The 24634-nt window shown below is 63.6% G+C and carries 23 protein-coding genes, 1 other RNA gene and 3 pseudogenes; 10 read left to right on the top strand and 17 right to left on the bottom strand.

Going from position 1 to position 24634, the window contains the following annotated elements:
• Positions 1-56: 56 nt before the first annotated feature.
• The 6 genes and pseudogenes from ACVDG8_RS31800 to ACVDG8_RS31775 form a co-directional block, all read right to left on the bottom strand.
• A complete protein-coding gene (locus tag ACVDG8_RS31800; protein ID WP_455707370.1) occupies positions 57-1574 on the bottom strand; it encodes a DegQ family serine endoprotease in 1518 nt (505 codons plus the stop codon).
• Positions 1575-1720: 146 nt separating this feature from the next.
• Positions 1721-1906 carry a DUF2065 domain-containing protein gene (locus ACVDG8_RS31795; RefSeq protein ID WP_447252007.1) on the bottom strand — a complete coding sequence of 62 codons (186 nt, stop codon included), beginning with the start codon at positions 1904-1906 and terminating at the stop codon, positions 1721-1723.
• Between the two features lie 6 nt (positions 1907-1912).
• Positions 1913-2884 (bottom strand): protease modulator HflC, encoded by a 972-nt coding sequence (hflC, locus tag ACVDG8_RS31790; RefSeq protein WP_447252006.1) that lies wholly within the window; start codon positions 2882-2884, stop codon positions 1913-1915.
• Positions 2884-3994: pseudogene (gene hflK / locus ACVDG8_RS31785) on the bottom strand (FtsH protease activity modulator HflK). Before hflK ends, hflC begins: the two are co-directional and overlap by 1 nt.
• 134 nt (positions 3995-4128) lie before the next feature.
• Entirely contained in the window at positions 4129-4647 is a 519-nt protein-coding gene (locus ACVDG8_RS31780) for a dihydrofolate reductase (protein ID WP_447252004.1), read from the bottom strand.
• Entirely contained in the window at positions 4647-5660 is a 1014-nt protein-coding gene (locus ACVDG8_RS31775; RefSeq protein ID WP_447252003.1) for a DUF4424 domain-containing protein, read from the bottom strand. The genes ACVDG8_RS31780 and ACVDG8_RS31775 overlap by 1 nt, the downstream gene beginning before the upstream one ends.
• A gap of 139 nt (positions 5661-5799) precedes the next feature.
• Here ACVDG8_RS31775 and cobF point away from each other — a divergent pair, with 139 nt between their 5' ends.
• A complete protein-coding gene (gene cobF, locus ACVDG8_RS31770; protein WP_447252002.1) occupies positions 5800-6564 on the top strand; it encodes a precorrin-6A synthase (deacetylating) in 765 nt (254 codons plus the stop codon).
• An 83-nt stretch (positions 6565-6647) separates the two neighbouring features.
• Here cobF and ACVDG8_RS31765 read toward each other — a convergent pair whose 3' ends face one another.
• The 4 genes from ACVDG8_RS31765 to modA all read right to left on the bottom strand — a co-directional run bounded on the left by ACVDG8_RS31765 (position 6648) and on the right by modA (position 9705).
• Positions 6648-6989 (bottom strand): winged helix-turn-helix domain-containing protein, encoded by a 342-nt coding sequence (locus tag ACVDG8_RS31765; protein WP_447252001.1) that lies wholly within the window; start codon positions 6987-6989, stop codon positions 6648-6650.
• Positions 6990-7077: 88 nt separating this feature from the next.
• Positions 7078-8190 carry a molybdenum ABC transporter ATP-binding protein gene (gene modC, locus ACVDG8_RS31760; protein WP_447252000.1) on the bottom strand — a complete coding sequence of 371 codons (1113 nt, stop codon included), beginning with the start codon at positions 8188-8190 and terminating at the stop codon, positions 7078-7080.
• Positions 8187-8891 carry a molybdate ABC transporter permease subunit gene (gene modB, locus ACVDG8_RS31755; protein WP_447251999.1) on the bottom strand — a complete coding sequence of 235 codons (705 nt, stop codon included), beginning with the start codon at positions 8889-8891 and terminating at the stop codon, positions 8187-8189. The genes modC and modB overlap by 4 nt, the downstream gene beginning before the upstream one ends.
• Positions 8892-8910: 19 nt before the next feature.
• The gene (gene modA / locus ACVDG8_RS31750; protein ID WP_447251998.1) at positions 8911-9705 is read right to left on the bottom strand and encodes a molybdate ABC transporter substrate-binding protein; all 795 of its coding nucleotides are present in this window, start codon (positions 9703-9705) and stop codon (positions 8911-8913) included.
• A 166-nt stretch (positions 9706-9871) separates the two neighbouring features.
• On the opposite strand from modA, the gene ACVDG8_RS31745 reads away from it, so the two are divergent.
• The gene (locus tag ACVDG8_RS31745; protein ID WP_447251997.1) at positions 9872-10081 is read left to right on the top strand and encodes a TOBE domain-containing protein; all 210 of its coding nucleotides are present in this window, start codon (positions 9872-9874) and stop codon (positions 10079-10081) included.
• 44 nt (positions 10082-10125) lie between these two features.
• Here ACVDG8_RS31745 and ACVDG8_RS31740 read toward each other — a convergent pair whose 3' ends face one another.
• Together ACVDG8_RS31740 and ACVDG8_RS31735 are read right to left on the bottom strand one after the other, a co-directional pair.
• Positions 10126-10920, bottom strand: a complete 795-nt coding sequence (locus ACVDG8_RS31740; RefSeq protein WP_447251996.1) for a thymidylate synthase — start codon at positions 10918-10920, stop codon at positions 10126-10128.
• 155 nt (positions 10921-11075) lie between these two features.
• Entirely contained in the window at positions 11076-11387 is a 312-nt protein-coding gene (locus ACVDG8_RS31735; RefSeq protein WP_447251995.1) for a DUF2853 family protein, read from the bottom strand.
• Positions 11388-11555: 168 nt separating this feature from the next.
• On the opposite strand from ACVDG8_RS31735, the gene ssrA reads away from it, so the two are divergent.
• Together ssrA and ACVDG8_RS31725 are read left to right on the top strand one after the other, a co-directional pair.
• Positions 11556-11915: a transfer-messenger RNA gene (gene ssrA, locus ACVDG8_RS31730) on the top strand.
• Positions 11916-12013: 98 nt separating this feature from the next.
• Positions 12014-12571 carry an AAA family ATPase gene (locus ACVDG8_RS31725; protein ID WP_447251994.1) on the top strand — a complete coding sequence of 186 codons (558 nt, stop codon included), beginning with the start codon at positions 12014-12016 and terminating at the stop codon, positions 12569-12571.
• A 44-nt stretch (positions 12572-12615) separates the two neighbouring features.
• On the opposite strand, the gene ACVDG8_RS31720 is transcribed toward ACVDG8_RS31725, so the two are convergent.
• On the bottom strand, positions 12616-13821 hold the full coding sequence (locus ACVDG8_RS31720; RefSeq protein ID WP_447251993.1) for a multidrug effflux MFS transporter: 1206 nt from the start codon (positions 13819-13821) through the stop codon (positions 12616-12618).
• A gap of 213 nt (positions 13822-14034) precedes the next feature.
• Here ACVDG8_RS31720 and ACVDG8_RS31715 point away from each other — a divergent pair.
• From ACVDG8_RS31715 to ACVDG8_RS31700, 4 genes and pseudogenes are all read left to right on the top strand, one after another.
• Positions 14035-14717: pseudogene (locus ACVDG8_RS31715) on the top strand (TetR/AcrR family transcriptional regulator).
• A gap of 116 nt (positions 14718-14833) precedes the next feature.
• Positions 14834-15367, top strand: coding sequence for an SspB family protein (locus ACVDG8_RS31710; RefSeq protein ID WP_455707369.1), 534 nt, complete (start codon positions 14834-14836; stop codon positions 15365-15367).
• A 9-nt stretch (positions 15368-15376) separates the two neighbouring features.
• Positions 15377-15574: a DUF4169 family protein gene (locus tag ACVDG8_RS31705; protein ID WP_447251990.1), complete on the top strand. Its 198-nt coding sequence runs from the start codon at positions 15377-15379 to the stop codon at positions 15572-15574.
• 8 nt (positions 15575-15582) lie between these two features.
• Positions 15583-15810: a ribbon-helix-helix domain-containing protein gene (locus tag ACVDG8_RS31700; RefSeq protein WP_447251989.1), complete on the top strand. Its 228-nt coding sequence runs from the start codon at positions 15583-15585 to the stop codon at positions 15808-15810.
• Here the strand turns inward: ACVDG8_RS31700 and ACVDG8_RS31695 are convergent.
• A complete protein-coding gene (locus tag ACVDG8_RS31695; RefSeq protein WP_447251988.1) occupies positions 15807-17609 on the bottom strand; it encodes a chloride channel protein in 1803 nt (600 codons plus the stop codon). The genes ACVDG8_RS31700 and ACVDG8_RS31695 overlap by 4 nt on opposite strands.
• Positions 17610-17837: 228 nt before the next feature.
• On the opposite strand from ACVDG8_RS31695, the gene ACVDG8_RS31690 reads away from it, so the two are divergent.
• Positions 17838-18269, top strand: coding sequence for a MarR family winged helix-turn-helix transcriptional regulator (locus ACVDG8_RS31690; protein WP_447251987.1), 432 nt, complete (start codon positions 17838-17840; stop codon positions 18267-18269).
• Between the two features lie 49 nt (positions 18270-18318).
• Here the strand turns inward: ACVDG8_RS31690 and ACVDG8_RS31685 are convergent, their stop codons facing one another.
• Positions 18319-22248: an AsmA family protein gene (locus tag ACVDG8_RS31685; protein ID WP_447251986.1), complete on the bottom strand. Its 3930-nt coding sequence runs from the start codon at positions 22246-22248 to the stop codon at positions 18319-18321.
• 211 nt (positions 22249-22459) lie between these two features.
• Here ACVDG8_RS31685 and ACVDG8_RS31680 point away from each other — a divergent pair, with 211 nt between their 5' ends.
• The gene (locus ACVDG8_RS31680; protein WP_447251985.1) at positions 22460-23428 is read left to right on the top strand and encodes a Dyp-type peroxidase; all 969 of its coding nucleotides are present in this window, start codon (positions 22460-22462) and stop codon (positions 23426-23428) included.
• Between the two features lie 35 nt (positions 23429-23463).
• Here the strand turns inward: ACVDG8_RS31680 and ACVDG8_RS31675 are convergent.
• Both ACVDG8_RS31675 and ACVDG8_RS31670 read right to left on the bottom strand, forming a co-directional pair.
• A pseudogene (locus ACVDG8_RS31675) lies at positions 23464-23981 on the bottom strand (hypothetical protein).
• Positions 23982-24136: 155 nt separating this feature from the next.
• The gene (locus ACVDG8_RS31670; RefSeq protein WP_447251983.1) at positions 24137-24634 is read right to left on the bottom strand and encodes a hypothetical protein; all 498 of its coding nucleotides are present in this window, start codon (positions 24632-24634) and stop codon (positions 24137-24139) included.

Raw genomic sequence — 24634 nt, 5'->3', positions numbered from 1 at the left:
TGAAGATCAACCGGTTGTCTTCGTTGAAGATCAACTGGTTGCCAGGCTTCCCGGACTCAATCCATCCGGATCGTCACGAAGCGCAGCTCGCCGGTCTTTGACGCCAGCATCAGCAGCGCGTTCTTGCGTCCCTGCTCCTTCAATGCACCGATCCGGTCCATAACGTCCTTCGGCGTGGCAACCGATTCCTGCGCGATCTCGGTGATCACCTCGCCTGGCTGGATGCCGCGCTCGGCGGCGGCCGAGTTCTTGGCGACATCGGTGACGACCACGCCGGACACGTCGGCGGCGATACCGAACTTCTGCCGTGTCTGCTCATTGAGTTCGCCGACCGTCATGCCGAGCACGGAAGCAGTCGACACCGGCGGCGTTGCCTTGTCGCCATTGCCCTGATCGGTGTTGCCGTTCCCGCCGCTGGCGAGCTTCTCGCCGTCCTCGAGCCGGCCAAGCGTCACCTTGACCGTCTGCTCGACGCCCTTGCGCACGATGACGACGTCGACCGCCTTGCCGACCGGGCTCTCGGCCACGACGCGCGGCAGGTCGCGCATTTCGTGGATGTCCTTGCCGTCGAACTTGATGACGACGTCGCCGGCCTGGATCGTACCATTGTCGACCGGTCCGCCTTTGATGACGCCGGCCACCAGCGCCCCCTTGGCGGTCGCCATGCCGAGGCTTTCGGCGATGTCGTCGGTCACCGGCTGGATGCGCACGCCGAGCCAGCCGCGCCGCGTCTCGCCAAACTGGCGCAGCTGGTCGACGACGCCGGCGGCGAGCTGCGAGGGTATCGAGAAGCCGATTCCGATCGAACCGCCCGACGGCGAGATGATCGCCGTGTTGATGCCGATCACCTCACCGTTGCTGTTGAACAGCGGACCGCCGGAATTGCCGCGGTTGATGGCGGCGTCGGTCTGGATGAAATCGTCATAGGGTCCGGAATTGATGTCGCGGTTGCGCGCCGAGACGATGCCGACCGTCACCGTGCCGCCGAGGCCGAACGGGTTGCCGATCGCCATCACCCAGTCGCCGACGCGCATCTTGGTGGAATCGCCGAACTTCACCGCCGTCAGCTTGTGGCCCTTCGGCTCGACTTTCAGCACCGCGACGTCGGTCTTGGTGTCGGTGCCGATAAGCTTCGCCTTCAACGTGATGCCGTCGGAGAAATTGACCTCGATATCGTCGGCATCGGCAATGACATGGTTGTTGGTCACCACGATGCCCTGCTCGGCATCGATGACGAAGCCGGAGCCTAGCGACTGCACTTTCTGCGCGGCGCCACCCTTGTCGCCGCCGCGGTTCTTGAAGAAATCGTCGAAAAAGTCCTGGAACGGCGAACCCTCGGGCAATTGCGGCATCGGCACCGCGCCCGGCCCTTCCGTGCCCTTGACCGTCTGCGAGGTCGAGATGTTGACCACCGCGCCGAGCAGGCGTTCGGCGAGATCGGCAACCGAGGGCGGCCCATCGGACGCGATCGTCGGCGTGACGAATGACGGGACGGCAACCATGCCGACCACGAACGCCGTGGTGCCGGCGATGAACGTGCGCCGCGCCGCGCGCAACAGGGTGTCGGATATCATTGTGGCCTCCCGGTGTGTCTGAAAAGGACAGGCATGTCCGCAAAGACGCCCGTCCGGTTCATGTTGGCAAGAAATACGGCACTGTTGCGGCTGTGGCTACCGACTGAGGATAAATCGTCAATCGCCGCCGCACCACGCAATTTTCATCATCCGCGCACCAGCCAGACGACACCGACGCCGACCGCGATTGCAGCCAAGCCGCCGATGCGAAGCGCATTCTCCGGCATCGACAGCACTTCGGTCGCGAGTTTCCGGGCCAGCCCCGGAAACCCGCCATAGACCAGGCCTTCGATTACGAGGACCAGGCCGATAGCCGCCAGAAAATCCTGCACCGCCCGTTACTGGGCGGGGCTGGGCTGCGCAGCCGGGGCCGCCGGCGCGGTGGAAGTGGCCGGCGCCGGCAGCGATGCCGCCGGCAGTCCCGGCTGAGGCTTGCTGTCCGGATCGCGGAAGTAGCGGAAGAACTCGGACTCGGGCGACAGCACCATCGTCGTCCCCGAGTTGTCTAGCGCCGAGCCATAGGCATTCATCGAACGGTAGAAATCGAAGAAGGCCGGATCGCGCTTGTAGGCTTCGGCGAAGGTCGCGCTGCGTTGCGCCTCGCCTTCACCGCGCAGGATTTCCGATTCTTTCTGCGCCTCGGCGACGATCTCGACCACCTCACGGTCGGCCCGCGCCTTGATGCGCTGCGCCGCTTCGTTGCCGCGGGCTCTCAGCCGTTCGGCCTCCGCCAGACGTTCGGCCTTCATGCGATCGAAGGTCTGTTGCGAGACCTCCGCCGTAAGATCGGTACGGCGGATGCGCACGTCCTCGATGTCGAGACCGAGCGAGGTTGCGTCCGGACGCAGTTGGTCACGCACCTCACGCATCATCACGCCGCGCTCCTCGGAGAGTGCGGCCTCGAAGTCGCGCAGACCATAGACACGGCGGAGCGCCGCATCGAGACGGGTCCGCAACCGGGCTTCGGCCAGTTCGACTTGCCCGGAGACGGCCGCGCGGAAGGTGCGCGGATCCGAGATGCGGTAGGCGATGAAGGCGTCGACTTCATAGAACTTGCCGCCCGAAACCTGGACGCGGATGTTGTCGAGGTCGAAGCGCATCACCCGCTTTTCGACCATTTGCACGCTGTCGGCATCGAAGAAAGCAAACGGCGCCTTGAAATAGATGCCGGGCTCGCTCTTGACGTCGATGATCTCGCCGAACCTCAAAACAATGGCCTGCTGGCCGGCACTGACCACGAACACCGCGGAATAGAGCAGGAACAGGAGAACCGCCGCGATGACCGCGAAGACGGGAAGACGGTTGGCCATCACTGGTTGCCTCCCGTCGTGGCGCCCAGGGGAGCCGGCGCCGGCGGTGCCTTCGGCTGCAATGCCGGCAGCGGCAGGTAAGGCAGGACGCCCTGACCGTTGCCCTGTTCGACGATGACCTTGTTCGAGTCCTTCAGGATCTTCTCCATGGTTTCCAGATAAAGGCGCTTGCGCGTCACGTCGGGCGCCTTGGCATATTCGTTGTAGACGGAGATGAAGCGCTGCGCTTCGCCTTCCGCTTCCTGAACGACACGGTTTTTGTAGGCGGCCGCATCCTCGCGGACCTGGGCTGCCTGGCCGCGCGCCTGGCCGAGCTTCTGGTTGGAATACTGGTTGGCTTGTTCGACGAACTTGTCTTCGTCCTGCTCGGCGCGTTGCACCTCGTCGAACGCATCGGCGACCTCGCGCGGCGGCGCAGCGTCCTCGATCGAGACCGCATTGACCTGCAGACCCGTCTTGTAGCCGTCGAGCGTTGCCTGGATGATCTCACGCACCCCGGTTGCGATGCCCTGGCGGTCGTCGCGGAAGATGTCCTGCGCCGGGCGCCGGCCGACGACTTCACGCATGGCGCTTTCGGCCACCTGCGACAGCATGCCGTCGGGATCGGAGACGTCGAACAGGTAGGCCTTGGGATCGGAAACCTGATAGGCGACCGAGAATTGCACGTTGACGATGTTCTGGTCTCCGGACAGCATCAGGCCGGAACCGCTGCTCGCCCCGCCGCCGACGCTGACCAATTGTTCGGAGATCTTGGCGGTTTCGACCGTTTCGATCGGCCACCAGTGAAAATGCAGGCCCGGCTGCGAAAGCTCGGCCTTCGGCTTGCCGAAGCGCAATTCAACCGCGACCTCGTCCGGCTGCACGGTATAGATCGCCTTGAAAGCCCACAGCGCGATGAGTGCCAGCGCGATCAGTCCGAGCACCGCCGGACTGGCGCCGCCGCCGCCCGGAGCGCGCGCCGCAGCCTGTCCTGGCCGCGACGGATGATATCCTCGAGATCGGGGGCGAACCCTGCGGGCCGCTTGGCCCTTTCGGTCCTTGCCCCCAAGGCCCCTGATTGTTGCCGCCGCCCCATGGGCCGCCGCCACCGCTCTTGTCGTTCCAGGGCATGAATGTCCTTTCGCTTCGGTTCCCTCGGCCTTGCGGCGCAATGTCGTTCTTCTATAGGGACGCCTTGGCGCGCTTTCAACGCGATGTGCCACCGCAACCGTCCGATTTGGGCCGGCAGCGACCGTTTGTCGTCTCTAATGACCGTCGCGACGGCGTTCGTAGACGGTGTAGCGTGTCGCGTGGCTATCTTTCTCGCCGGCCGGAAAATCTTGCGAACGCACGATGCGCCAGACATTTGGGTCGATTGGCGGGAAATGCGCATCGCCATCGAACTTGCCCAGCACATGCGTGACATGCAGGCGGTCGGCGAGCGGCAGGGCCTGGGCATAGATTTCGCCGCCGCCGACCACGCAGATCTCCTCGGCGCCCGCCATGCAGCGGCCGCGCACCTTGGCCAGCGTAATCGCCTCGTCCAGCGAATGGGCGACCTCGACGCCTTCGGCGCGCCAGGCCTTGTCGCGCGTCACCACGATGTTGAGCCTGCCGGGCAGCGGCTTGCCGATGCCTTCATGGGTCTTGCGGCCCATGATGATGGGCTTGCCCATCGTATCGGCCTTGAACCGCTTGAGGTCGGTGGAAAGCCGCCAGGGCAGACCGCCTTCACGCCCGATCACGCCGTTTTCGGCGATGGCGACATAGATCGCAACCTCCATCAGTTGGCGTCCCCGCTTTCCGACGGCTGCAGCAACAATATATCGATGTCGTGCTCGGGGTAGAAATCCTGCGCCGTCATCTCGAAGGTCGTCGGCCCGATCTTTTTGACATTGTCTCCGCAGAACGAGATCAGCGCCTTCGGATTGGCCTTGTCGACGGTCAGCTTGAACTTGCCGATGGTGCCGGCCGCCCAGTTGCCGCCGGTGGTCAGGATATAGTCAATGCGGTTTTCGTAGAATTTCGGATAGCCGTCGGCCTTCGCCGCCTGGCGAATTGCATTCTCGAACGCGTCGTCCATGCAGTAGCGGGTCTTGTAGGTGGTGTACTGGCTGCCCTCGGCGAACTTGCCGTCATAGAAGAAGCTGACCGAGGAGGTGCCGCCGACGCTCGGCTTGTAGCGGTGCGAGACATGGACGTCCTTGTTGGCCGGGAAGGTCGAACGCCACCAATAGGTCGAGCGCAATTGCCAGAACGGCACGTATGGCGCGGTCAAGCTTGGCTGGCTATCGGTTTCCGGATTCTCGATGATGATGCCGCGGTCAACCCAATCGTCGGCCACCGCTTTTGGCAATTTTGCCAGCGCGGCCCTGGCGGCGTCGCTGAACGGGTTGAACGGCACGTTCTGCGCCTTCAGATCGGCGCTGATATCGATGCCGAGCGCAAACACCTTCTGCTCGAGTTGCGGCTTTGCCGCGGCGCCGTCGATCGTCACCTCGAAGCCGAGGAAATTGTCGCTCTGGTTCTCGGGGATCGCCGGCATTTCCTCCGGATCGCCGGCAATGTCGGGCAGCGGGAAGGCGACGATCGCATCGACATCCTTGTCGGTGTTGTTGTGGAAGACATAGTCGACCGTCACTTTTTCCGGCGAGATGAAGAGGTCCTCGCTTTGCATCGCCACCGCATCGCTGCGCGACAGGATCAGGCCGCCGGTGCTGAGTTCGGCGACTGAATCGTTGGCGAAGGCCGGCGCGGTCGAAAGCGCCAGGGCTGCGAACAGGACGGTGCGGAACATGAAATCCCCCTCGGCGGAATACCTGCGCCAACCTATCCGGTCGGGATAGTGTTTCAAAGCCCTTCCGCGCCAGCGTCGCGAAGCACCGCGGCGCCGGCGATCTGGACAGGCCGTTTCCGATAAGGCATGAGTTCGCCTCATGCGCAAGCTTCTCGTCATCGGCATCGGCGCCGGCAATCCCGAACACATGACGGTACAGGCCATCAACGGCCTGAACCGCGCCGACGTGCTGTTCATCCCCGACAAGGGGGCGAAGAAGAACGATCTCGCCGATCTGCGGCGGCAGATCTGCGACCGCTTCGTCACCAACCCGAAATCGCGCCGGGTCGAGTTCGACGTCCCGGTACGCGCCGAGCCGACATCGTCCTACCGGACCACGGTCGACGATTGGCACGAAGCGATCGCGTCCATCTATGAAGGCCTGATCCGCGACGAATTGGCCGAGGACGGTTGCGGCGCCTTCCTGATCTGGGGCGACCCGTCGCTCTATGACAGCGCGCTGCGCATCCTCGAACGCGTGCGGCAAAGGGACAATGTCGCCTTCCACCTCGACGTCGTCCCGGGCATCACCGCCATCCAGGCGCTTGCGGCCTCGCATGCCACCGCGCTCAACCGCATCGGCGATTCGATCCTGGTCACGACCGGCCGGCGTCTGACCGAAGAGGGCCTGCCCGCCAACGCCGGCTCGACCGTGGTCATGCTCGACGGCAAATGCGCCTTCAACACGCTGGCCGACAAGGATGTCCTGATCCAGTGGGGCGCCTATCTCGGCACGCCCGACGAGATCGTCATCTCCGGCCGGCTTGGTGACGTCGGCGAAGAGATCGAAAAAGTGCGTGAGGAAGCCCGCAAGAAAAAGGGCTGGATCATGGACGCGTATCTGCTGAGGAAATTAGGGGAGTAGGGCAATAGGGAGACACTCGCTCGGGCGTAAGCACTCCAGGAGATCATTGCCCTACTGCCCTACTGCCCTACTGCCCTACTGCCCTATCCAGCGTCGATTTCCGCCTGCAAGGCCTGCATATGCACTGAAGCGGCCGAAGCAGCTGCCCGCTCTATTGCCCGGAACCGGCTGACGACCGCCAACCCGACCGAGGTCAGTTGCGCGCCGCCGCCTTTCCTGCCGCCGGTCTGTGCCGAAACCAGCGGCTTGCCGAACACGCGGTTCATGTCCTCGACCAAGTCCCAGGCATGTTTGTAGGACATCTCCATGCCGCGCGCGGCGGCCGAGATCGAGCCGAAGGCGGCGATCTGCTCCAGAAGCTCGATCTTGCCCGGCCCGATTCTTCCGTCCGGGTCGAGATTTATCCGCAGGCTGAGCGACGGCATTTCATGTCCTCGGATTTGACAGCAGCAGAATAGCCCTTGCGGGGAAAGATCGCTATTCCAAATGCACATAGCGATATCATCGAATTCCTCAAACGCTCACATCGGCAGGCAGGCCGGCGCCGGTATTCGCCCGGTCGAAACTCACCGTCTTGATGACCGCGAACACCTTGCTTCCCAATTTCAGTCCCAGCGCCTGCCGCGACTGTTCGGTTATGCGCGCCAGCACCACCGCGCCACCGCAGCCGATGCCGATCTCGACCTCAGGCCCTTCGCCTGGCTTCATGCTGACAATCGTTCCCGGCAGGATGTTGAGCGCGCTGAGGCCGGTGGGTTTCTCGGTGGCGACCATGACGTCGCGGGCACGGATGCGGATGCGAATTGGCGCGCCAACCGGCCTCGCCAGTTTCGGCACGCGGATCTCGCCGGCCGGCGAGGTCAGCACCGTCATGCCGAACACCTCATCGTGACGCAGCACCTTGGCGTCGAGCAGCGCGCCGCCCTCGCCGCGTTCCTCCGCCGGCAACAGGTCGAGCCGCTGCATGATCGCTTCGGCCGGACCGGAGGCCGTGACCTTGCCTTGCGCAAGCACGACCACGTCGCTCGCCAGCCGCGCCACCTCGGCAATGGAATGGCTGACATAGACGATCGGGATTTTCGTCCCGTCGCGCAGCCGCTCGATGTAAGGCAGGATCTCGGCCTTGCGCGCCTCGTCGAGCGAGGCGAGCGGTTCGTCCATCAACAGCAGCTTCGGACTGGCAAGCAGCGCACGGCCGATCGCCACGCGCTGCTTTTCCCCGCCCGACAGTTTTGCCGGCCGCCGGTCGAGCAGATGGCCGATGCCGAGCAGGTCGATCACGTCATCGATGTTGGCGTAGCGATCCGCCGCCGGCGTGAACCAGCGGCCATAGCGCAGATTGCCGGCGACGCTCATATGCGGAAACAGCCGCGCGTCCTGGAACACCATGCCGATCCGTCGCTTGTGCATCGGCACGAAGATGCCTGCTTCCGTGTCGACCAGCACGCGCCCGTCGACCATGATGCGTCCCTTGTCAGGCCGGATCAGCCCGGCGATCACGTTGATCAATGTCGATTTGCCCGAGCCCGAGGGCCCGAACAGCGCCGTCAGCCGGCCGGCGCTCTCGAATTTCGCCTCGACGGCGAAATCGCCCAGACCATGGCTGATATCGACCGCGAGCGTCATTCGATGTCCATCCGCCGGCCGACGCGCCTCGCCAGCACTTCCGAGGCGACGAGCGCCGCCATCGAGATGATGATCGAGATCAGCGTCAGTCTCAGCGCGCCTTCGTCGCCGCCCGGCACCTGGGTGAAGGTGTAGATGGCCGACGGCAGCGTCTGCGTTTCGTTCGGAATGTTGGAGACGAAGGTGATCGTGGCGCCGAACTCGCCCATCGCCTTGGCAAAGGAGAGGATGGCGCCGGCGATGAGGCCAGGCAGGGTCAGCGGCAGCGTGATGGTGGCGAACACCCAGAGCGGATTGGCGCCGAGCGTGCCGGCGGCCGCCTCCATCTTGCGGTCGACGGCCTCGATGGAGAGCCGGATGGCGCGCACCATCAGCGGAAAGCCCATGACGCCGCAGGCAAGCGCGGCGCCGGTCCAGCGGAAGGAAAAGACGATGCCGAAATGCTCGGCGAGGAACGCGCCTGCCGGCCCGCGCTTGCCGAAGGTAAGCAGCAACAGATAGCCGGTGACGACGGGCGGCAGGATCAGCGGCAGATGCACAAGGCCGTTGAGCAGGGTCTTGCCCCAAAAGCGCCCCCGCGCGAGCAGGAGCGCAATCAGGATGCCGGGTGGCAGGCTGAAGACCATCGCCACCAACGCCACCTTGATCGACAGCCGGACCGCATTCCATTCGTCGGGCGTGAGGTCCAGCAGCCAGTTCATACGCGATGTCAGGTCTTTCTCAGTTGCTCGGCGCGAGCACCGTAAAACCCTGTTCCTTGAAGAGGTCGGCGGCCTTGGCCGACTCGACGCATTTCAGGAAGGCAGCCGTATCCTTGTCCTTCGAATCCGCGGTTTGGGCAATCGGGTAGATGATCGGTGGATGCGAATCCTCCGGGAAGGTACCAACGACCTTGACGCCCTTCTCGGCATGCGCGTCGGTTGCGTAAACGATGCCGAGCGGCGCCTCGCCGGTCGCCACCAGTTTCAAAGCGGCGCGAACGTTCTCGGCCTGGGCGACCTTGCCTTCCACCGACGACCATACGCCCAGCGATTCCAGCGCCGCCTTGCCGTATTTGCCGGCCGGCACCGCCTTGAAATCGCCCATCGCGAGCTTGCCGTCGCCGACGAGCTTGGCGAGATCGAAACCTTTTTCCACCTTCGTCTCGACCTTGGAATCTTTCGGCGCCACCAGCACGATCTGGTTGCCGAGCAGTTTCACTTCGGTGTCCGGCTTGGTCAGCTTCTTGTCGGAGAGATACCTCATCCAGTCGAGATCGGCCGAAACGAAGAGGTCGGCGGGCGCGCCACCTTCGATCTGCTTGGCAAGTGCGGAGCTTGCAGCGTAGGAAATGGTCGCGGTTTCGCCGACTTCCGGCTCGCAGGCCTTGTTGACCGCGTCGAGCGCATCCTTGAGGCTCGCCGCGGCGAACACGATCACCTTGTCGTCGGCATGGGCCGCAGGCATTGCGGCGATCAGCATTGCGGTCAGACCGCCAACGGCGGCCGCCTTCAATCCAAAACCATTGCCCAGCATAAACTCTCTCCCGGTTTGATAGTCCGTACGGCCCAAAGCCTTGGACCGATATATCCGGATGAACATAACAAGGGAAGGCTTTTCGCCTGCAATGGCATTGTGCGCCAGCGCGGTCACAGCCTACAACAGATGCGAAACGGCACAGCAAAGTTCAAAGGAGAGATGCATGAAGATCAGCGCCCGCAACATCCTCAAGGGTAAGGTCACCGAGATCGTCAAGGGGGCAACCACCTCGCATGTCCGCATCGACATTGGCGGCGGCGTCATCGTCACCGCATCGATCACCAACGAAGCGGTCGCCGACCTCGCGCTCGAAAAGGGCAAGCAGGCCTATGCGGTGGTCAAGGCCTCCGACGTAATGGTCGGCGTCGACTGACAGAACGGCGTTTGATGACCCAAGCGCTGCCGGAAGCCTTGGCCTCAGACGGCGATCGGCGCCTTGATCGTGGCGTCGGCGAAATAGTTTTCCAACCGGAAGTCATCGAAACGGAAGGCGAAAAGGTCCTTCACCTCCGGGTTGATCCACATCGTCGGCAGCGCCTTCGGCGTGCGCCGCAGCTGTTCGCGCGCCTGTTCGAAATGGTTCGCGTAGAGATGCGCGTCGCCCAGCGTATGGACGAAATCGCCGGGTTTCAGCCCGGTCACCTGCGCCACCATCAGCGTCAGCAAGGCATAAGAGGCGATGTTGAACGGCACACCGAGGAAGATATCGGCCGAGCGCTGGTAGAGCTGGCAGGAAAGCCGGCCTTCCGAGACATAGAACTGGAACAGGCAGTGGCAGGGTGGCAGCGCCATGGCCTCGACCTCGGCCGGATTCCAGGCCGAGACGATCAGACGGCGCGAATTAGGATTTTTGCGTATCTCCTTGAGAAGATTCGCAATCTGGTCGATCGCGCCGCCATGCCCGTCGGGCCAGGAACGCCATTGCTTGCCATAGACCGGGCCGAGATCGCCGTTCTCGTCGGCCCATTCGTCCCAGATGGTGACGCCGTGATCGTTCAGATATTTGATGTTGGTGTCGCCGGCCAGGAACCACAAAAGCTCGTGGATGATCGACTTCAGATGCAGCTTCTTGGTGGTGGTGACCGGGAAGCCCTGCGAAAGATCGAAGCGCATCTGGTAGCCGAACACCGAGCGCGTACCGGTGCCGGTGCGGTCGCCGCGATCGGCGCCGTTTTCCAGCACATGCTTCAACAGGTCGAGATATTGGCGCATCGGCTTTGCCTCGATCCGGGCTACAGCCGATCATAACCGACTGTCTGCCCGTCGAACACTGCAAAGCCTGCGGCAGGCGTGGATCATGCGTAAAACCTCTGCGCCGGCACCGTTTCGTGCCGGCGGCCGGACGGTTTTCAGGCCTCTTTCAGGCCTCAGAGAGAGCCGAGTTTGCCGAGATCCTTGGCGACCAGATAATAGAAGGTCACGCGGCTCTTGGTGTTGTCCGCATGCATCGCCTTGCAGGTCTTCTCGATCGAAGCATTGGCCTTTGCTGCGTCCGCGATGCCGAGCTTCTTGCCGATCCAATTCTCCCGCACGCGGTCGAGTTCCTTGGGGTCGGTACAGGACACCAGCGAGGAATCGCGGTTCCTGAGCGCGATGCCCAGATGCTTGACGATCTTATCGACCACATCCGCGCCGGCGCCAGCGTCGTACTTCTTCACATCCGCAAGATAGTCGGCCATCAAACTTCCCCTCGTCGGCGCCACCGATGTCATCGATGAGGTTTGTGGCGCACTGCGCAACCTGTGCGCTAGGTCAAAGACTCCTCACCGCGAGCCGGAGCTTCGATTGAGTAAGCGCGCAAGTCAACCCTCGGCCGCGTGGTTTGCCAAGGGGACAAGTGCCGGGATGGCCTTTCTTTTTCCTCATCGATCCCTATATACCGTACGTCGGCTTGACCGACTATGGCGATAAACAGGCGATGAAATAAGCCGTTCGGACCCGGGGGCGGTACCCGGCGCCTCCACCAAAAACCGCTCTGGATAACGGAGCGGCTTTTGCTGGGGGCGAAATAGGATCGACGAAGGTGTAAAGATCGTACTTTTGCCCGGCATTGTACCACCGTTATCGGGCTAAACTTATAGTTGCCAACGACAACTATGCGGAAGCTCGTCTCGCTGCTTAATGCGGCGCGAACGCTTCAAATCAAGCCCTAGGGGTTCGCACTTCTAGGCGGGGTTCGGAGGTACCTGGCAACAGAAACCTCCACTTCTCCCTCCCCGCTTCCCCAATCATCGACAGAACGGCCAAGCCTCGTCCGGCGCTCGATACGCGGCGCGGCCTGCCGCTCATCACCCATGGACAAGTGATGCAAAACGATACCGATCGATTTTTCGTGCTGACCGGCGGTCCCGGTTCCGGCAAGACGACGCTGATCGACGCGTTGAAGGCTGCAGGCTTCGCGACGGCGCCCGAAGCCGGACGCGGCATCATCCGCGACCAGATGGCGATCGACGGCCCTGCCCTTCCCTGGCAGGACCGCGCGCTGTTTGCCGAGCTCATGCTGTCATGGGAGCTGCGCTCTTGGCATGCCGCGCATGCCGAGCCCGGTCCGGTCTTCTTCGACCGCGGTGTGGCCGATACAATCGGCTATCTCAGGCTTTGTGGCCTGCCGGTGCCCGAGCACATCAGAACCGCGGCGGATAAATTCCGCTATGCGCGGCGCGTTTTCGTCGCGCCGCCATGGCCGGAGATCTTCACCCAGGACCAAGAGCGCAAGCAGACGCTGGACGAAGCCGAGCGCACCTTTCAATCGGTGACCGGCGTCTATGCCGAGCTTGGCTACGAGCTGGTGCCCCTGCCTTTCGTCTCCGTCGGGGAGCGGGTCGGCTTCGTCCTCGATCAAGCCGGCTTGCGTCAGACATGAAAAAGGCCGGGCAAGCCCGACCTTCTTCAGTGGTTTGATCCGTCTTATTCCGCCGGCGCCTCCGCTGCTTCCCGCGAACGGCCGAGCGTCACCTTGGCCAGCGTGAAGGAGATAACCGCGCACAGCGTGATGCCAGCGACCATCGGCAGCGGCGTGCCGTCGAAGAAGACGCCGGCAACGCCCATCGCCAGCGCGCCGATGGCGAAGTGCAGCGTGCCCATCAGCGCCGAGGCGGTTCCGGCGATCTCGCCATGCTCTTCCATCGCCAGCACCGAGGTGGTCGGGATGACGAGGCCGAGGAAGCCGTAGCCGACGAACAACAGCGCCGCCATCAAGTCGAGCCGGTCGACGCCGGATGCCATGATCGCGAACAGTGCCACCATCGTCGTGGCATAGCCGGTGACCGCCACCCAGACGACGCGCTTCAGCCCGAAACGCTCGGCCAGCATCCCGGTCAGCTGCGACATGCCGATGAAGGCAACGGCGTTGATCGAGAAGAACACACTGTAGACCGATGGCGACAGGCCGTAATGGTCGATCAGGATGAAGGACGAGCTTGACAGATAGACGAAGAAGCTGGCGATGCCGAAGCCGGCGATTGCCGTCAGGCCGAGGAAGTTGCGGTCACTCAACAAATAGCGGTAGCCGGCCAAAGCCGTGCCGAAGGACGAGTTGGCGCGTTCTTCCGGCGACCGCGTTTCCTTGAGCGAGGTGGCAAGCAAGATCGTGGCCAAAGCCGCCGCACCCGTCACGGTCCAGAACACGGCGCGCCAGCCGAAGCTCTCGATGATCTGGCTGCCGGTCAGCGGCGCCAGGATCGGCGATACCGAGAACACCAGCATCAGGAGCGACATCAGCCTGGCGGCCTCATTGCCGGTGTGCAGGTCGCGCACGATGGCGCGCGGCACCGCCATGCCGGCGCTGGCGCCGAGCCCCTGCAGGAAGCGGAAGACGATCAGCCATTCGATGGTCGGCGCCATCGCCGAGCCGACGCCGCCGACCATGAACAGCGCAAGACCGCCATAGAGCGGCAATTTGCGCCCGACCATGTCGGAGATCGGACCGACGACGATCTGACCAAACCCCATCGACAGGAAGAAGATCAAAAGGCTCATCTGCACGGCAGCCGTGCCGGCGTGCAGATCCTGGCCGATCGAAGGCAGCGCGGGAAGATACATATCGATGGCAAACGGGCCGATCGCGGACAACAAGCCGAGCACGACCGCAATGCGGAGGAATTTGGGACTCATGATTAAGGCTCTTTTCGAATGTGGTTTGCCGCCGCGAAATAGCGGTGTCTAAACCCAGGACGTTCCATCCCGCGGGAACTCGACATCGAAGAACGAATTTATTCGTCTCGTGAGAGCGAACCCATTCGTCTCGTCAACACGCGTCTCCCTTTCTTGTGTCCACAAATTTAGACAGGCTTGTCCAATTCGTCAATCACCGCTATATGGTTTTTTATGAAGCACGGCGTTTCTCCTGACACTTTCCCGCCACGCAGCCATGAGGCCAAGCGCGTGTCGGTGGTCGACGCTGCTGCCGGCGTGTTCTGCCGGGAAGGCTATGCCGGGGCCAATATCGACCTGATCGCGGCCGAGGCCGGCGTGTCGCGCCAGACCGTCTACAACCATCATGGCGACAAGGAAAAGCTTTTGTCGCCGTCGTGCGCGACCTGACCGAGCGCTGCAATGCCGGCATTTTCGCCACCTTCGCTACTTTCCCCGACCAGCCGACCGATCTCGAAGCCGATCTGGTCACGTTTGCCGTTCGCATGAACCGCAACTGCATCTGCAGCCGCGACGGCCGGTTCCTGCGCAAGCTGATCCAGACCGAAGCCGAGCGCTATCCCGAGCTCTTTGCCGAATGGCGCGAACAAGGCCCTGGACGCACCTGGTCGGCGCTTGCCGCCCGCTTCGCCCGCCTTGCCCTCGCCGGCCACCTGTCGATCGGCGATCCCGATGTCGCGGCGCGCCAGTTCATGGCGCTGGTCAATGCCGAATTGCAGATCACCTTCATGCTCGGCGGCACGCCGACCGAGGAAGAGGTGCTGCGCTCTGCCAGCAACGGCGTACGGACCTTCCTCAACGCTTTTGCCAGGAAGAAACAGCCAGCCGGCAAACAGCCGGTCCTCGCCCACGCCTGAGCGATCAAATCGTCGGCACCCCTCTTGGCCTCAACGCTTTGCGCCTATATGCGGTTTACGCCGCGCCCAAGCTTGATTACAGCTATGCGGACGATTCAACGGAACCCGACCAGCACATGGCCGACGACCACATCCGCTACGACATTCTGGCCCAGGAGGCTCTGCGCGGCGTCATGCGCAAGGTCCTGGCCGAAGTCGCGCGCACCGGCCTTCCGGGCAATCATCATTTCTTCATCACCTTCCTGACCGGCGCGCCGGGCGTGCGCGTCTCGTCCAGGCTGCGCGAGCGCTATCCCGAACAGATGACCATCGTCATCCAGTTCCAGTACTGGGACCTGAAGGTGACGGACGCCGGCTTCGAGGTCGGGCTCTCCTTCTCCGATGTTCCGGAAAAGCTGGAGATTCCCTTCTCAGCCGTACGCGGCTTCTACGATCCGTCGGTCAATTTCGAGCTCGAATTCGACGTAAAGAGCGAGACCGTGGAAGACGAAGCCGCAGCACCTGCTCCCGAGCCGATCGCGGTCGTCGTTCCCGAAAAGAAGCCGGAATCCAAGAAGAAGGCCGCCGAGGCCGAGAAGAAGGCCACCGTCGCCGAGACCGGCGGCAAGGGCGCCGACGTGGTTTCGCTCGACGCCTTCCGCAAGAAGTAAGCCGGCGCGATGGGCGAGATCGTCAATCTCCGCCAGGCCCGCAAGCAGAAAGCGCGCACAGAGAAGGAACGCCTGGCGAGCGAGAACCGGGTGCTGCATGGCCGTTCCAAAGCCGAGCGCGAGCGTGACCGGTTGACCGCCGACAAAGCCGAAAATTTCGTCGCCGGCCATCGCCGCGAAAAACCTGACGATCCTGGCGAGCGCTGAGCACCCCGATGGCCGCGGTCGAAAAACGTTCCGTAACGATCCGCGGCCACCGCACCAGCTTTTCCCTGGAACAGCCCTTCTACGACGACCTTATCGCCATCGCGCTGGAACGTTCGCTGTCGCTCGCGGCCCTCGTCGCCGAGATCGACGAGACCCGCAGGCGTGACGCCAACCTGTCGTCGGCGCTCAGGCTCTACGTGCTTGCCTGGGCAAAGCGTGGCGGCAAGGCGGGCTAGATCGGGTCGCCAACGCCCTGCTGCGCTCTTCGCCTGGCGCCGAAGCTCAGCAAGGCAGTGCGGTCTCGCTCCTCGGCCTGCTTTTTCGACCTTACCCGCATCATATCCTTCCAGCCGATATAGCCGACAAGTCGTTCACCCTCGCGTGAGACGACTGGCAGATGCGAGACGTTGGCAAGCAGCAGCTTGTCGGACAGAGCTTCGAGATATTCGTCCGGATAAGCGAGCGTGATCTTGCTGCCGGCAAGCAATTCGCCGAGCGTCGCCTTGCGATGCCTGCCGTTACGGCGCCAGCGCAGGATCGCCGGCGGGTCGATGACGCCGAGCACATGGCCCTCCGCATCGATCACCGGGAAGCTCGGATGCCTGGTTTCCGGCGCGGTCAGGAACGCGGCCGCGCCATGCAGCGTCATGGATGCCGGCACGCTTTCGACATTGGTGGTCATCACCTCGCGCACCCTGGTCAGCGCGAAAGGATCGACGCGGTATTCGCGCACGAGATGATGTCCGCGCCGGGCCACCTTTTCGGTCAGGATCGAGCGCTTCATCAACAGCACGGTGACGGCATGGGCCGTGGCGCAAGCCGCGATCAAAGGCACCAGCACATGCGTGTTGCCGGTAAGCTCGGTGGCGAAGAAGGTTGCGGTGAGCGGCGCACGCATGGTGCCGCCCATGGTCGCCGACATTGCCAGCAGCGGCCAGAAGCCCGGGCTCGCCTCAGGCAGGATGCTCGACAGAACCGCGCCCATCGCGCCGCCCATGATGAGAAGCGGCGCCAGCACGCCGCCGGAAGTCCCGGACCCCAGCGCGACCGACCAGATGATCGCCTTCACCACCAGCAGCAGGAGCGCCGCTGACGCAATCGTGCGGCCGTCCAGCATGTTGGCGATGTTGTCGTAACCGACGCCAAGCGCGTGCGGCTCGATCAGGCCGCCTATGCCGACGACCAGGCCGCCGATCATCGGCCACCACATCCAGTGTATCGGCAGCCTCTGGAAGGCGTCCTCGCAACGGTAGACCATCTGCGTCAGCAAGCCCGACAGCAGGCCGGCGCAGATACCGACCATCACCCAGCCACCAAGGCCGGCAATCGAGGGCTCCATGCTGCCGGTGAACGGAAAGATCGGCCCCGGCATGTGCAGCAAGCTGCGTTCGACTTCGGCAACGATCGCCGCGACGGCGACCGGGATGAAGCTGCGTGGCGTCCATTCGAACAGCAGCAGTTCGACGGCAAGCATGATGGCGGCGATCGGTGTGCCGAAAACGGTCGTCATGCCGGCCGCCGCACCCGCCACCAGCAGCGTCTTTCGCTCATTGTCGCTGACCGGCAGCATCTGCGCGATCAGCGAGCCGATGGCGCCGCCCGTCATGATGATCGGGCCTTCGGCGCCGAACGGTCCGCCCGAACCGATCGAGATCGCCGACGACAAAGGCTTCAACACCGCGACCTTGGCGTCGAGCCGGGAACGGCCGAGAAGGATCGCCTCGATCGCTTCGGGAATGCCGTGGCCGCGGATCTTCTCACTGCCGAAGCGCGCCATCAGTCCGATGATCAGCGCGCCGATCACCGGCACGATGACGGCGGCAAGCCCGAGCGGCGTGTCTTCCAGCCTGAGTTCAGCCAGCGAAAACTGGCCGAAATAGGCAATGTTGGTGGCGAGCCGGATGAGCTTCAGAAGCGCGATGCCGGCGAACAGCCCGGCGGTCGCCACCACGACGGCAGTGACCGCGATCAGCAGAACACGCGGATCGGTGGTGAAGTCGCTAAGGTGGCGGTTGCCATCGGAGGCGGATTTCATGGGAACTCAGCTTTCTGGCGGCGCGATTGCCGACCGGTCGTCGGCGGCTGCATATCGTAACGCGATATAATTCATCAAGACCCCATAGACCGCCGCCCCCGCGTCATTTTGGACAAGGATTGCGCCAGAGCATGGTCCCGAAGAGTGGGAACCGGTTTTCGGCGAAGATCATGCTCCAACAAAGATCCAAGCTTTGAGCTTTCGCGCGAAAGCGCCATAAGTCGGGACATGACGACGCCGAAAAAACCACACCCCGAAATCAGCCTGGCCGATTACCAGAGGCTGTCGGAATTCCGTTATCTCATCCGCCGCTTTCTCGAATTCAGCCAGGTCCAGGCCAATGACGCCGGCCTCACGCCCCGCCAGCACCAGGCGCTGCTGGCCATCAAAGGCTATCCTGGGGGCGCACCGGTAACGGTCGGAGACCTGGCGGAGCGGTTGCGCATCCGCCATCACAGCGCGGTCGAACTGGTGAACCGCCTTGCCGAGGCCGGGCTGGTCGTCAGGGATCAGGACAAGGCGGACAACCGGCGTGTGCTGCTGCAGTTGACACCTCTGGCCGACGACCGGCTGGCGGAACTGTCGGCCGCGCATCTCGATGAGCTTTCGCGCATCGAGCCGATGCTGCGGCGCCTGCTTTCGCGCCACGAGCCATCCTGAGCGCCACACGGCTTCGGCCTGATGCCGAGCCGCTGCTATCATTGGAGGCTCAACCGCCGTCGAGCGACTTCAACAGATTGTCGATGGTGAACGGATTGGCCTTAGGCTTCGCCGGGGCTGAAGTCGAACCGTCGTTGACGCCGGGAAGCGATCGGTCGGCCTTCGGCGCTTGCTCGGCAGCCTTGCGCTCGGCCTGTTCGGCCTTCTTGCGCTCAGCCTCCGCTTGCGCTTTTGCTGCTTTGTCGGCCGCCTGTTGCTCGGCTTGGGCCTCGGCCTGGGCTTTTGCCTCCGCGTCAGCCTTGGCCTTTGCATCGGCCTCGGCTTGAGCCTTTGCGGCAGCCTCCGCCTTGGCTTTCGCCTCTTCGTCCGCCTTGACTTTTGCTTCGGCTTCCGCCTGGGCCTGCGCCTCGGCTTCGGCTTTTGCCTTAGCGTCGGCCTCCGCCTTCTGCCGCGCCTCTTCCTCTTGGCGGCGCAATTCCTCGGCCGCCTTGTCGCGCTCGGTTTCAAGCGCCGCGTAGTAGCGCACCTCGCGCCGCAGCCTTTGCTTTTCGAGCAGCGCCGCCTGCATCGCCTCGACCCTTTGCTGCTCCTTTTCCAGCGCGCGCTGCGTCAGGAACTGCGCCAGCGGTTCGCTGTCGAACGTGGCAGCCACCGCTCCCAGTGGTCCGGCAAGGCTGAAGTTGACGGCCGGTTCCGAACCGACCAGCGCCTCGTCGCCGGAATGATAGGTCAAAGCCCCCTTTGCCGTGACCGTCTCGGTGTTGAGATCGGCCGCCACGTCAGCCGACAAGGTTGCGCCCGGGTTCTCCAGGCTGATTGGCGGCGCGCGCAACGTGCCGTTGGCTACGGTGAAGGCCAGATCCGCGTCGCCGGCGGCAAAACTGCCGGCGCCGGCGATCTGCGGCGCGAAACCCGCTGTCTTGGCCGTGTCGACATCGCGCCCGATCGCATCTGCCTTGGCGATGATGGCGGCAAACCCGTCCGGATTGATGCCGTCGATCTTCATCCCTTTCAAGGTCGCCGTACCCGATCCGGAGAGAGCGGCAATCATCGCATCGACCGACTTGCCGCTGGTTGACAGCGCCGCCGAAATGTCGCCGCTGCCGCTGATGCCGGCGCCCGGCAGCACAGCCGGAAGATCGCCGCCGGTGAGCTTCATCTGGCTGGAAAACAGGCCGGTGCCTTCGGTATTCTTGAGGTCAAACAGGCCGGTCAGCGCACCGCCATAGAGCTTGGCCTTGAGATCGGAGACATGGATGCCCTCGCGGTCGAGCTTCAGCGAGAACGCCGCGTCATGCGCCGTCGCGAACGGCCCGACAGCCAGCGCCGAGGTGGTGAGATCGAGGTCGGCATTGAATGGCAGGGTCGATTTCTGGCTGAAGGGCGCGGTCGGCCATCCGCCCTTGGCCGGCGCGAAGGACGGGTCGCCGAACAGCGACACCGCCAGCGGATCGAGATCGAGCTCGTCGAGCACCAGCGCGCCGGCAAGATGCGGCAGTCCGTCCTTGGCATCGATATTGACGTCGCCGGACACCGACGCCTTGTTGATGGAACCGGTAAGACCGCTCAGCACCAGAAGCCCGTTGCCGAAATCGGCGTCGGCCGCGAGCGATGCGGAGGTGCCGGTGCCCATGCCGGGCAGACCGACGCCCGTCGTCATCAGCCACGGCTCGATATCGGCAGCGTCGAGATTGATCTTGCCCTTGGCGGCCGCACCTTGCGGCGTTGCGGCGACGGTCCCGTCAAAGCTCGCCTTGAAGTCGTCGGCGGTCAGGTTGAAGCTGGTCGCCAGACCGCCGGTCACCGAGCCCTTTGCCGAGATGTCGGTGCTGGCGTGGCCGAGCATGCCGAGCGGCAACGCCGGCAGCCCGTAAAGCGCAAGCAGCGAGGTGGCGTTGTCGTTGCGGCCATTGAAGGTGATCGACACCGGCGCCTCGAGCAATTTATCCGCGGTTCCCTTGCCCGACAGCGAAGCCGAGAAAGCCGAACCGCCGGCCTTGCCTTGGGCCGACAGCGCCAGGCCGGTGGTGCCGTCGCCATTGTCGGCGGCACTTGTCAGCAAATCGACACGGGCATCCTGGAACAGTTCGGGATAGGCCGACGCGCGGCTGGCGATGCCCTTCAACACCGGATTGTCGGGATAGTGCTCGGCCGCGACATCGATCAGCGGCTTCAGATCCACCGCCACGATGGATGCATTGAGTTTGCCCGTCGGGGCCTGCGGAAAATCCTTGACCCGGCCCGTGGCGCTGATCGAGGCACCGGCAAGTCCGCCGATGGAAAGCTTGTCCACCTCCAGCAGGCCTTCGCGCAGCCGCAGCGCCGTGTCGACCGTGTCGGCGGTGAGCCCGCCGGCGCTGACCGGGCCGGCCTTGATCTGGAAATCGAGATCGCGGTCGGAAAAGCGGTTGGCGCCCTTGTCGCTGATGAAGATCGACGCGAAAGCGGCCAGTCCATCAAGGTCCATTTCGCCGCCGGTGAGCCGCATCAGCACCGATGGCCTGGCGCCGTCCGGCTGGCTGGAATCGATGTTGCCCGAGAATTTCGCCTTGCCGAGGATGAGCTCGAGATCGCTGAACGACTGCCGGTTGTCGCTGAGGTCGACCTTGGCCTTGAAACCGGCGGCCGGCAGTCGCCGGATCGCTTCGTCGACGTCCTTTGACAGCCAGGCGGCAAAGCCGGAAGGCTGGCCTACGGCAAGCAGCAGCGAGCCGGTGAAGCCGAAATGATCCTCGACGCTCAGCATGCCGTCTGCTTCGAGCGTCGCGCGGCCAGGCAACGTGGCGGCAAGCGATTTGACCGACCAGCCGCCCTCGACCGGCTCGGCCGAGAGCCGCACGTCGCGCACCGTCGTGTCGCCCGCCACCACCGCCGGCAACTTGACCTCGAGCGTGCCGGGTATGGTCGGCTTCGGCATATGCTGCAGCGTCTGCTCGAATGCCGCGATGCGCTGGTCGAGCGTCAGCCCGGTACCCGCATTTGCACCGACGGCCTCGTCGAACTGCACTTGCGCGCCACTGGCCTCGATCGAGAAATGCGGCTTCAGGCCGAGATCGACCGAGGCCTTGCCGTCGGCCGTATAGGGATTGTCGAGCGGCCCGGTCTCGAAGCGGAACTCGTCGACACCGAGTTTTTGATAATCGAGCGCGAACTTGCCGTTGAGCCGGAAACCCGGATCCGGCTTGCCGGAGCTGACCTTGACCGGCTCGCCGTCAGTGCCGCGCAGTTCTGCCGAGTTCCTGTCCGCCCCGGAAACCTTGAACTGGCCGGAATAGACGGCCGCACCCTTGACGATGCCGGCATTGCCGTCGGTCTCGACGATCAGCGGATAAGCATCGGGATCGGCTTTCAGCCTGATCCGCATCTGGCCGTCGGCTTCCACCTTGCCGGTCGAGGCCGAGACGTCCGTGCGCAGCCCGTCGAAGCGCAGCGTGCCGTCCATGCGCCAAGGGCCGGTGAGCGACTTGGCCGAAACCGTCGAGTTGATCTGCGAAATCAGATGGTTGCGACCGCCGGCCTCGTGGCGCAATTCGATCTGCCCTTCGGTGATCGTCAGCTTTTCGATCGAGATCTGGTTGGGATCGAAGGGCGAGGATGGCCGCATCGCCCAGTCGACGGTGCCGTCACTGGCAACATCGATGATCGCTTTCGGGTGCACCAGCCGCATGTCGAAGATCAGCACTTCGCCGCGCAGGAATGGCGCGAGCTCAGCATCCATCGAAAAGGTCTCGACGGTCATTGCCGGCTGGCCGGCCGGGCCACCGGCAACCTCGACATTCGAGAAGGTCACCGACGGAAACGGCAGCAGCCGCGCGGTGGCATCGCCCTTCACCGTCACCTTGCGGCCGAGGATGGCGCTCGCCTCACGCTCGAAATCGGCGCGGTAGCCCGTCCAGTCGATGAAATACGGCACTACCAGTGCCGCGCACAGCACCAGCACGAACAAGCCACCGAAGATCACGAACAGGCGTGCGAGCATTTGCTCCTGGGGGTTGGGATGAAAGCCAGCCGCACTCTACCCGCATCCGCGTGTCGATAAAGAGGCAATTCGGCAATGTCGGCCCGCAATCCCGGGCAATCTCGGCAGTTGCGCGACCGCTGGCCGTCGCGATATCTCTTTGCAAATTCCCTGCCCCTCCCGGCCCTGCCCTTGGCCGTTACAAATCTGCACCCAACACGGAGCCTTCCCGATGTCAGGCAAGAACTGGGACAGAGTGCCGATCGATGCGCAGAGCATCGATGCGCCGCTCTCGATGGCCGCGATTTTCCTCGTCGTCACGGTTGGCGACGACAAGGCGGCGCTTTCGAACGTCGCTTCGGTGCTCGGCGAGCTTGACGATCTCGTCAAGAATGTCGGTTTTCGCGACTTGTCCGGCCGGCTGTCCTGTATTGCCGGCATCGGCGCCGACCTTTGGAACCGGCTTTCACCCAATAGGCGGCCGCATGAGTTGAAACCCTTCGCGCCGATCAAGGGCTCGGTCCATTCGGCGCCTGCGACGCCGGGCGACCTCCTCTTCCACATCCGCGCCGAGCGGCCCGACATGTGCTTCGAGTTCGAGCGTATCTTGCTCAATGGTTTGGGCGACAGCGTGAGCGTCGTCGACGAGGTTTCGGGCTTTCGCTATTTCGACGCGCGCGACCTGCTCGGTTTCGTCGACGGCACCGCCAACCCGACCGGTCTCGACCTGCCCGCCTCGGCGCTTGTCGGCGACGAGGACGCAGACTTTGCCGGCGGCAGCTACGTCGTCGTCCAGAAATACCTGCACGACATGGCCGCCTGGGGCAAAACGCCGACGCATGTCCAGGAAGAAATCATCGGCCGCACCAAGATCGACAACATGGAGATCGATGACGACGACAAACCGCGCAAGTCGCACAAGTCGCTGGCCACGATCGAGGACGACGCCGGCAACGAATACGACATCCTTCGCGACAACATGCCGTTCGGCCGCCCGGGGCAGAACGAATTCGGCACCTATTTCATCGGCTACACGCGCTATCTGTGGGTGATCGAAAAGATGCTGCAGCGCATGTATGTCGGCGAACCGTCGGGCGCCTATGACCGGCTGCTCGACTTCTCGACGCCAAACACCGGCACGACCTTCTTCGCGCCGACGCGTCCCATGCTGCAGAAGCTTGCCGAACAAGCGGGTGCGTAATGTCGGGGCCGAAATCCGTTTCAGCGCGACGCCTTTTAGCGCGCGTCGCGCTTTGCCCGCGCTACCGCCGCCGCCTTTCGCTGCCGGCCACGTTCCATCGGCCGGACCAGGTTTTCAGCCTTCTGGTTGGCCACTGCCCGCATGCCGCGGTGCGCGGTGCGGGTGTTGAAATCCGGACCCTTCACGGCTGCCTGCTTGCTGTCCAGCGCCTTGCGCGCGTTGTTGATCAACGAGGCACGCGCCGCCAGTTGGCGACGGCGTTCGGCCTCGCCGTTCAGCCGCCGCATGGCCATTGCCAGAACCTCCAGCTTCAACCGCGAGCCACCATCGGCTTTCGAAGCCGTCGCCCCTTTGGAGCACCTTTGCCGCGCATTTCGCGCCGCCGCCGATGCGCCTCGGCCTGCGCCTTGTTGCGTCGTTCCCGCAGCAGCTTGACCAGATCGCCAAGTTCGGCGTCGGCAAGCTCCTGCACCGTCGGATGGTGCGATTTTACCACCAGCTCCTGTTCGTCAGCGCTCAGCGCGCGCGCCTCTTCCTTGCGTGAAATCGCCATGGCATCGCTCCTCCGTTGGCACGCCTGTATGTTCAGGCCTTGCTAGCGCCCAAGCGTCTGCCCGAATGGCGGCGCGGTCAAGACGGACTACTTTCTGCTCCCCTCAGTCCGAAATGTTCGCTGGCGATCCGCCGTCGGACGCTGCGGCCAGACGATCAGTCGCCCACCGCTTCGATCAAAACCTTCACCACCGCTCCTTTTCGCAGGCTGGTCCGGAAATCCCGCGCGATAAATTCCAGGGTCGAATCGTGAAATGTCAGAATGAAGTGCCGACGGCCTGAAAACAGCTCCGGCATATGACGCGGGTGAACCCTGTTTGCTTTTTCCAGAGAAGCAATCCAGGACGAATTGACCACTTCGAACGCGGAATAAGGCTGCAGGCCGAGCCCGTGGAGCCGATGCCCGCTAAGGGCCTCATCGTTCGGCGGACCGAATTGGAATGCGACATAAGGGTCCACCGTCAGGATTGCGACGACCTCCCCCTCCGCAGCGGCTGAAACCGGGCGCGGGTTGATGCCATCGAAGGGTGGATCCGGAACATTGACGATATAAGCAATCACCAACCGTCCCTCGTCCGCGAACACATGCGGCAGAGGAGCTCCCGCCGATGAGAGCGGAAGATCGATCGGCATCAAGGCTTCGGCCGCCGACAT

The organism is Mesorhizobium sp. ORM8.1 (assembly GCF_053005525.2).
The sequence above is the reverse complement of the archived record's forward strand: the minus strand, read 5'-3'. Positions and strand labels throughout refer to the sequence as shown.

What these genes read in the sequence shown, in the direction of transcription:
- ACVDG8_RS31800 (WP_455707370.1), bottom strand. Translation starts at nt 1,574, where the DNA reads ATGATATCCGACACCCTGTTGCGCGCGGCGCGGCGCACGTTCATCGCC.
- hflC (WP_447252006.1), bottom strand. Translation starts at nt 2,884, where the DNA reads ATGGCCAACCGTCTTCCCGTCTTCGCGGTCATCGCGGCGGTTCTCCTG.
- ACVDG8_RS31780 (WP_447252004.1), bottom strand. Translation starts at nt 4,647, where the DNA reads ATGGAGGTTGCGATCTATGTCGCCATCGCCGAAAACGGCGTGATCGGG.
- ACVDG8_RS31775 (WP_447252003.1), bottom strand. Translation starts at nt 5,660, where the DNA reads ATGTTCCGCACCGTCCTGTTCGCAGCCCTGGCGCTTTCGACCGCGCCG.
- cobF (WP_447252002.1), top strand. Translation starts at nt 5,800, where the DNA reads ATGCGCAAGCTTCTCGTCATCGGCATCGGCGCCGGCAATCCCGAACAC.
- ACVDG8_RS31765 (WP_447252001.1), bottom strand. Translation starts at nt 6,989, where the DNA reads ATGCCGTCGCTCAGCCTGCGGATAAATCTCGACCCGGACGGAAGAATC.
- modC (WP_447252000.1), bottom strand. Translation starts at nt 8,190, where the DNA reads ATGACGCTCGCGGTCGATATCAGCCATGGTCTGGGCGATTTCGCCGTC.
- modB (WP_447251999.1), bottom strand. Translation starts at nt 8,891, where the DNA reads ATGAACTGGCTGCTGGACCTCACGCCCGACGAATGGAATGCGGTCCGG.
- modA (WP_447251998.1), bottom strand. Translation starts at nt 9,705, where the DNA reads ATGCTGGGCAATGGTTTTGGATTGAAGGCGGCCGCCGTTGGCGGTCTG.
- ACVDG8_RS31745 (WP_447251997.1), top strand. Translation starts at nt 9,872, where the DNA reads ATGAAGATCAGCGCCCGCAACATCCTCAAGGGTAAGGTCACCGAGATC.
- ACVDG8_RS31740 (WP_447251996.1), bottom strand. Translation starts at nt 10,920, where the DNA reads ATGCGCCAATATCTCGACCTGTTGAAGCATGTGCTGGAAAACGGCGCC.
- ACVDG8_RS31735 (WP_447251995.1), bottom strand. Translation starts at nt 11,387, where the DNA reads ATGGCCGACTATCTTGCGGATGTGAAGAAGTACGACGCTGGCGCCGGC.
- ACVDG8_RS31725 (WP_447251994.1), top strand. Translation starts at nt 12,014, where the DNA reads ATGCAAAACGATACCGATCGATTTTTCGTGCTGACCGGCGGTCCCGGT.
- ACVDG8_RS31720 (WP_447251993.1), bottom strand. Translation starts at nt 13,821, where the DNA reads ATGAGTCCCAAATTCCTCCGCATTGCGGTCGTGCTCGGCTTGTTGTCC.
- ACVDG8_RS31710 (WP_455707369.1), top strand. Translation starts at nt 14,834, where the DNA reads ATGGCCGACGACCACATCCGCTACGACATTCTGGCCCAGGAGGCTCTG.
- ACVDG8_RS31705 (WP_447251990.1), top strand. Translation starts at nt 15,377, where the DNA reads ATGGGCGAGATCGTCAATCTCCGCCAGGCCCGCAAGCAGAAAGCGCGC.
- ACVDG8_RS31700 (WP_447251989.1), top strand. Translation starts at nt 15,583, where the DNA reads ATGGCCGCGGTCGAAAAACGTTCCGTAACGATCCGCGGCCACCGCACC.
- ACVDG8_RS31695 (WP_447251988.1), bottom strand. Translation starts at nt 17,609, where the DNA reads ATGAAATCCGCCTCCGATGGCAACCGCCACCTTAGCGACTTCACCACC.
- ACVDG8_RS31690 (WP_447251987.1), top strand. Translation starts at nt 17,838, where the DNA reads ATGACGACGCCGAAAAAACCACACCCCGAAATCAGCCTGGCCGATTAC.
- ACVDG8_RS31685 (WP_447251986.1), bottom strand. Translation starts at nt 22,248, where the DNA reads ATGCTCGCACGCCTGTTCGTGATCTTCGGTGGCTTGTTCGTGCTGGTG.
- ACVDG8_RS31680 (WP_447251985.1), top strand. Translation starts at nt 22,460, where the DNA reads ATGTCAGGCAAGAACTGGGACAGAGTGCCGATCGATGCGCAGAGCATC.
- ACVDG8_RS31670 (WP_447251983.1), bottom strand. Translation starts at nt 24,634, where the DNA reads ATGTCGGCGGCCGAAGCCTTGATGCCGATCGATCTTCCGCTCTCATCG.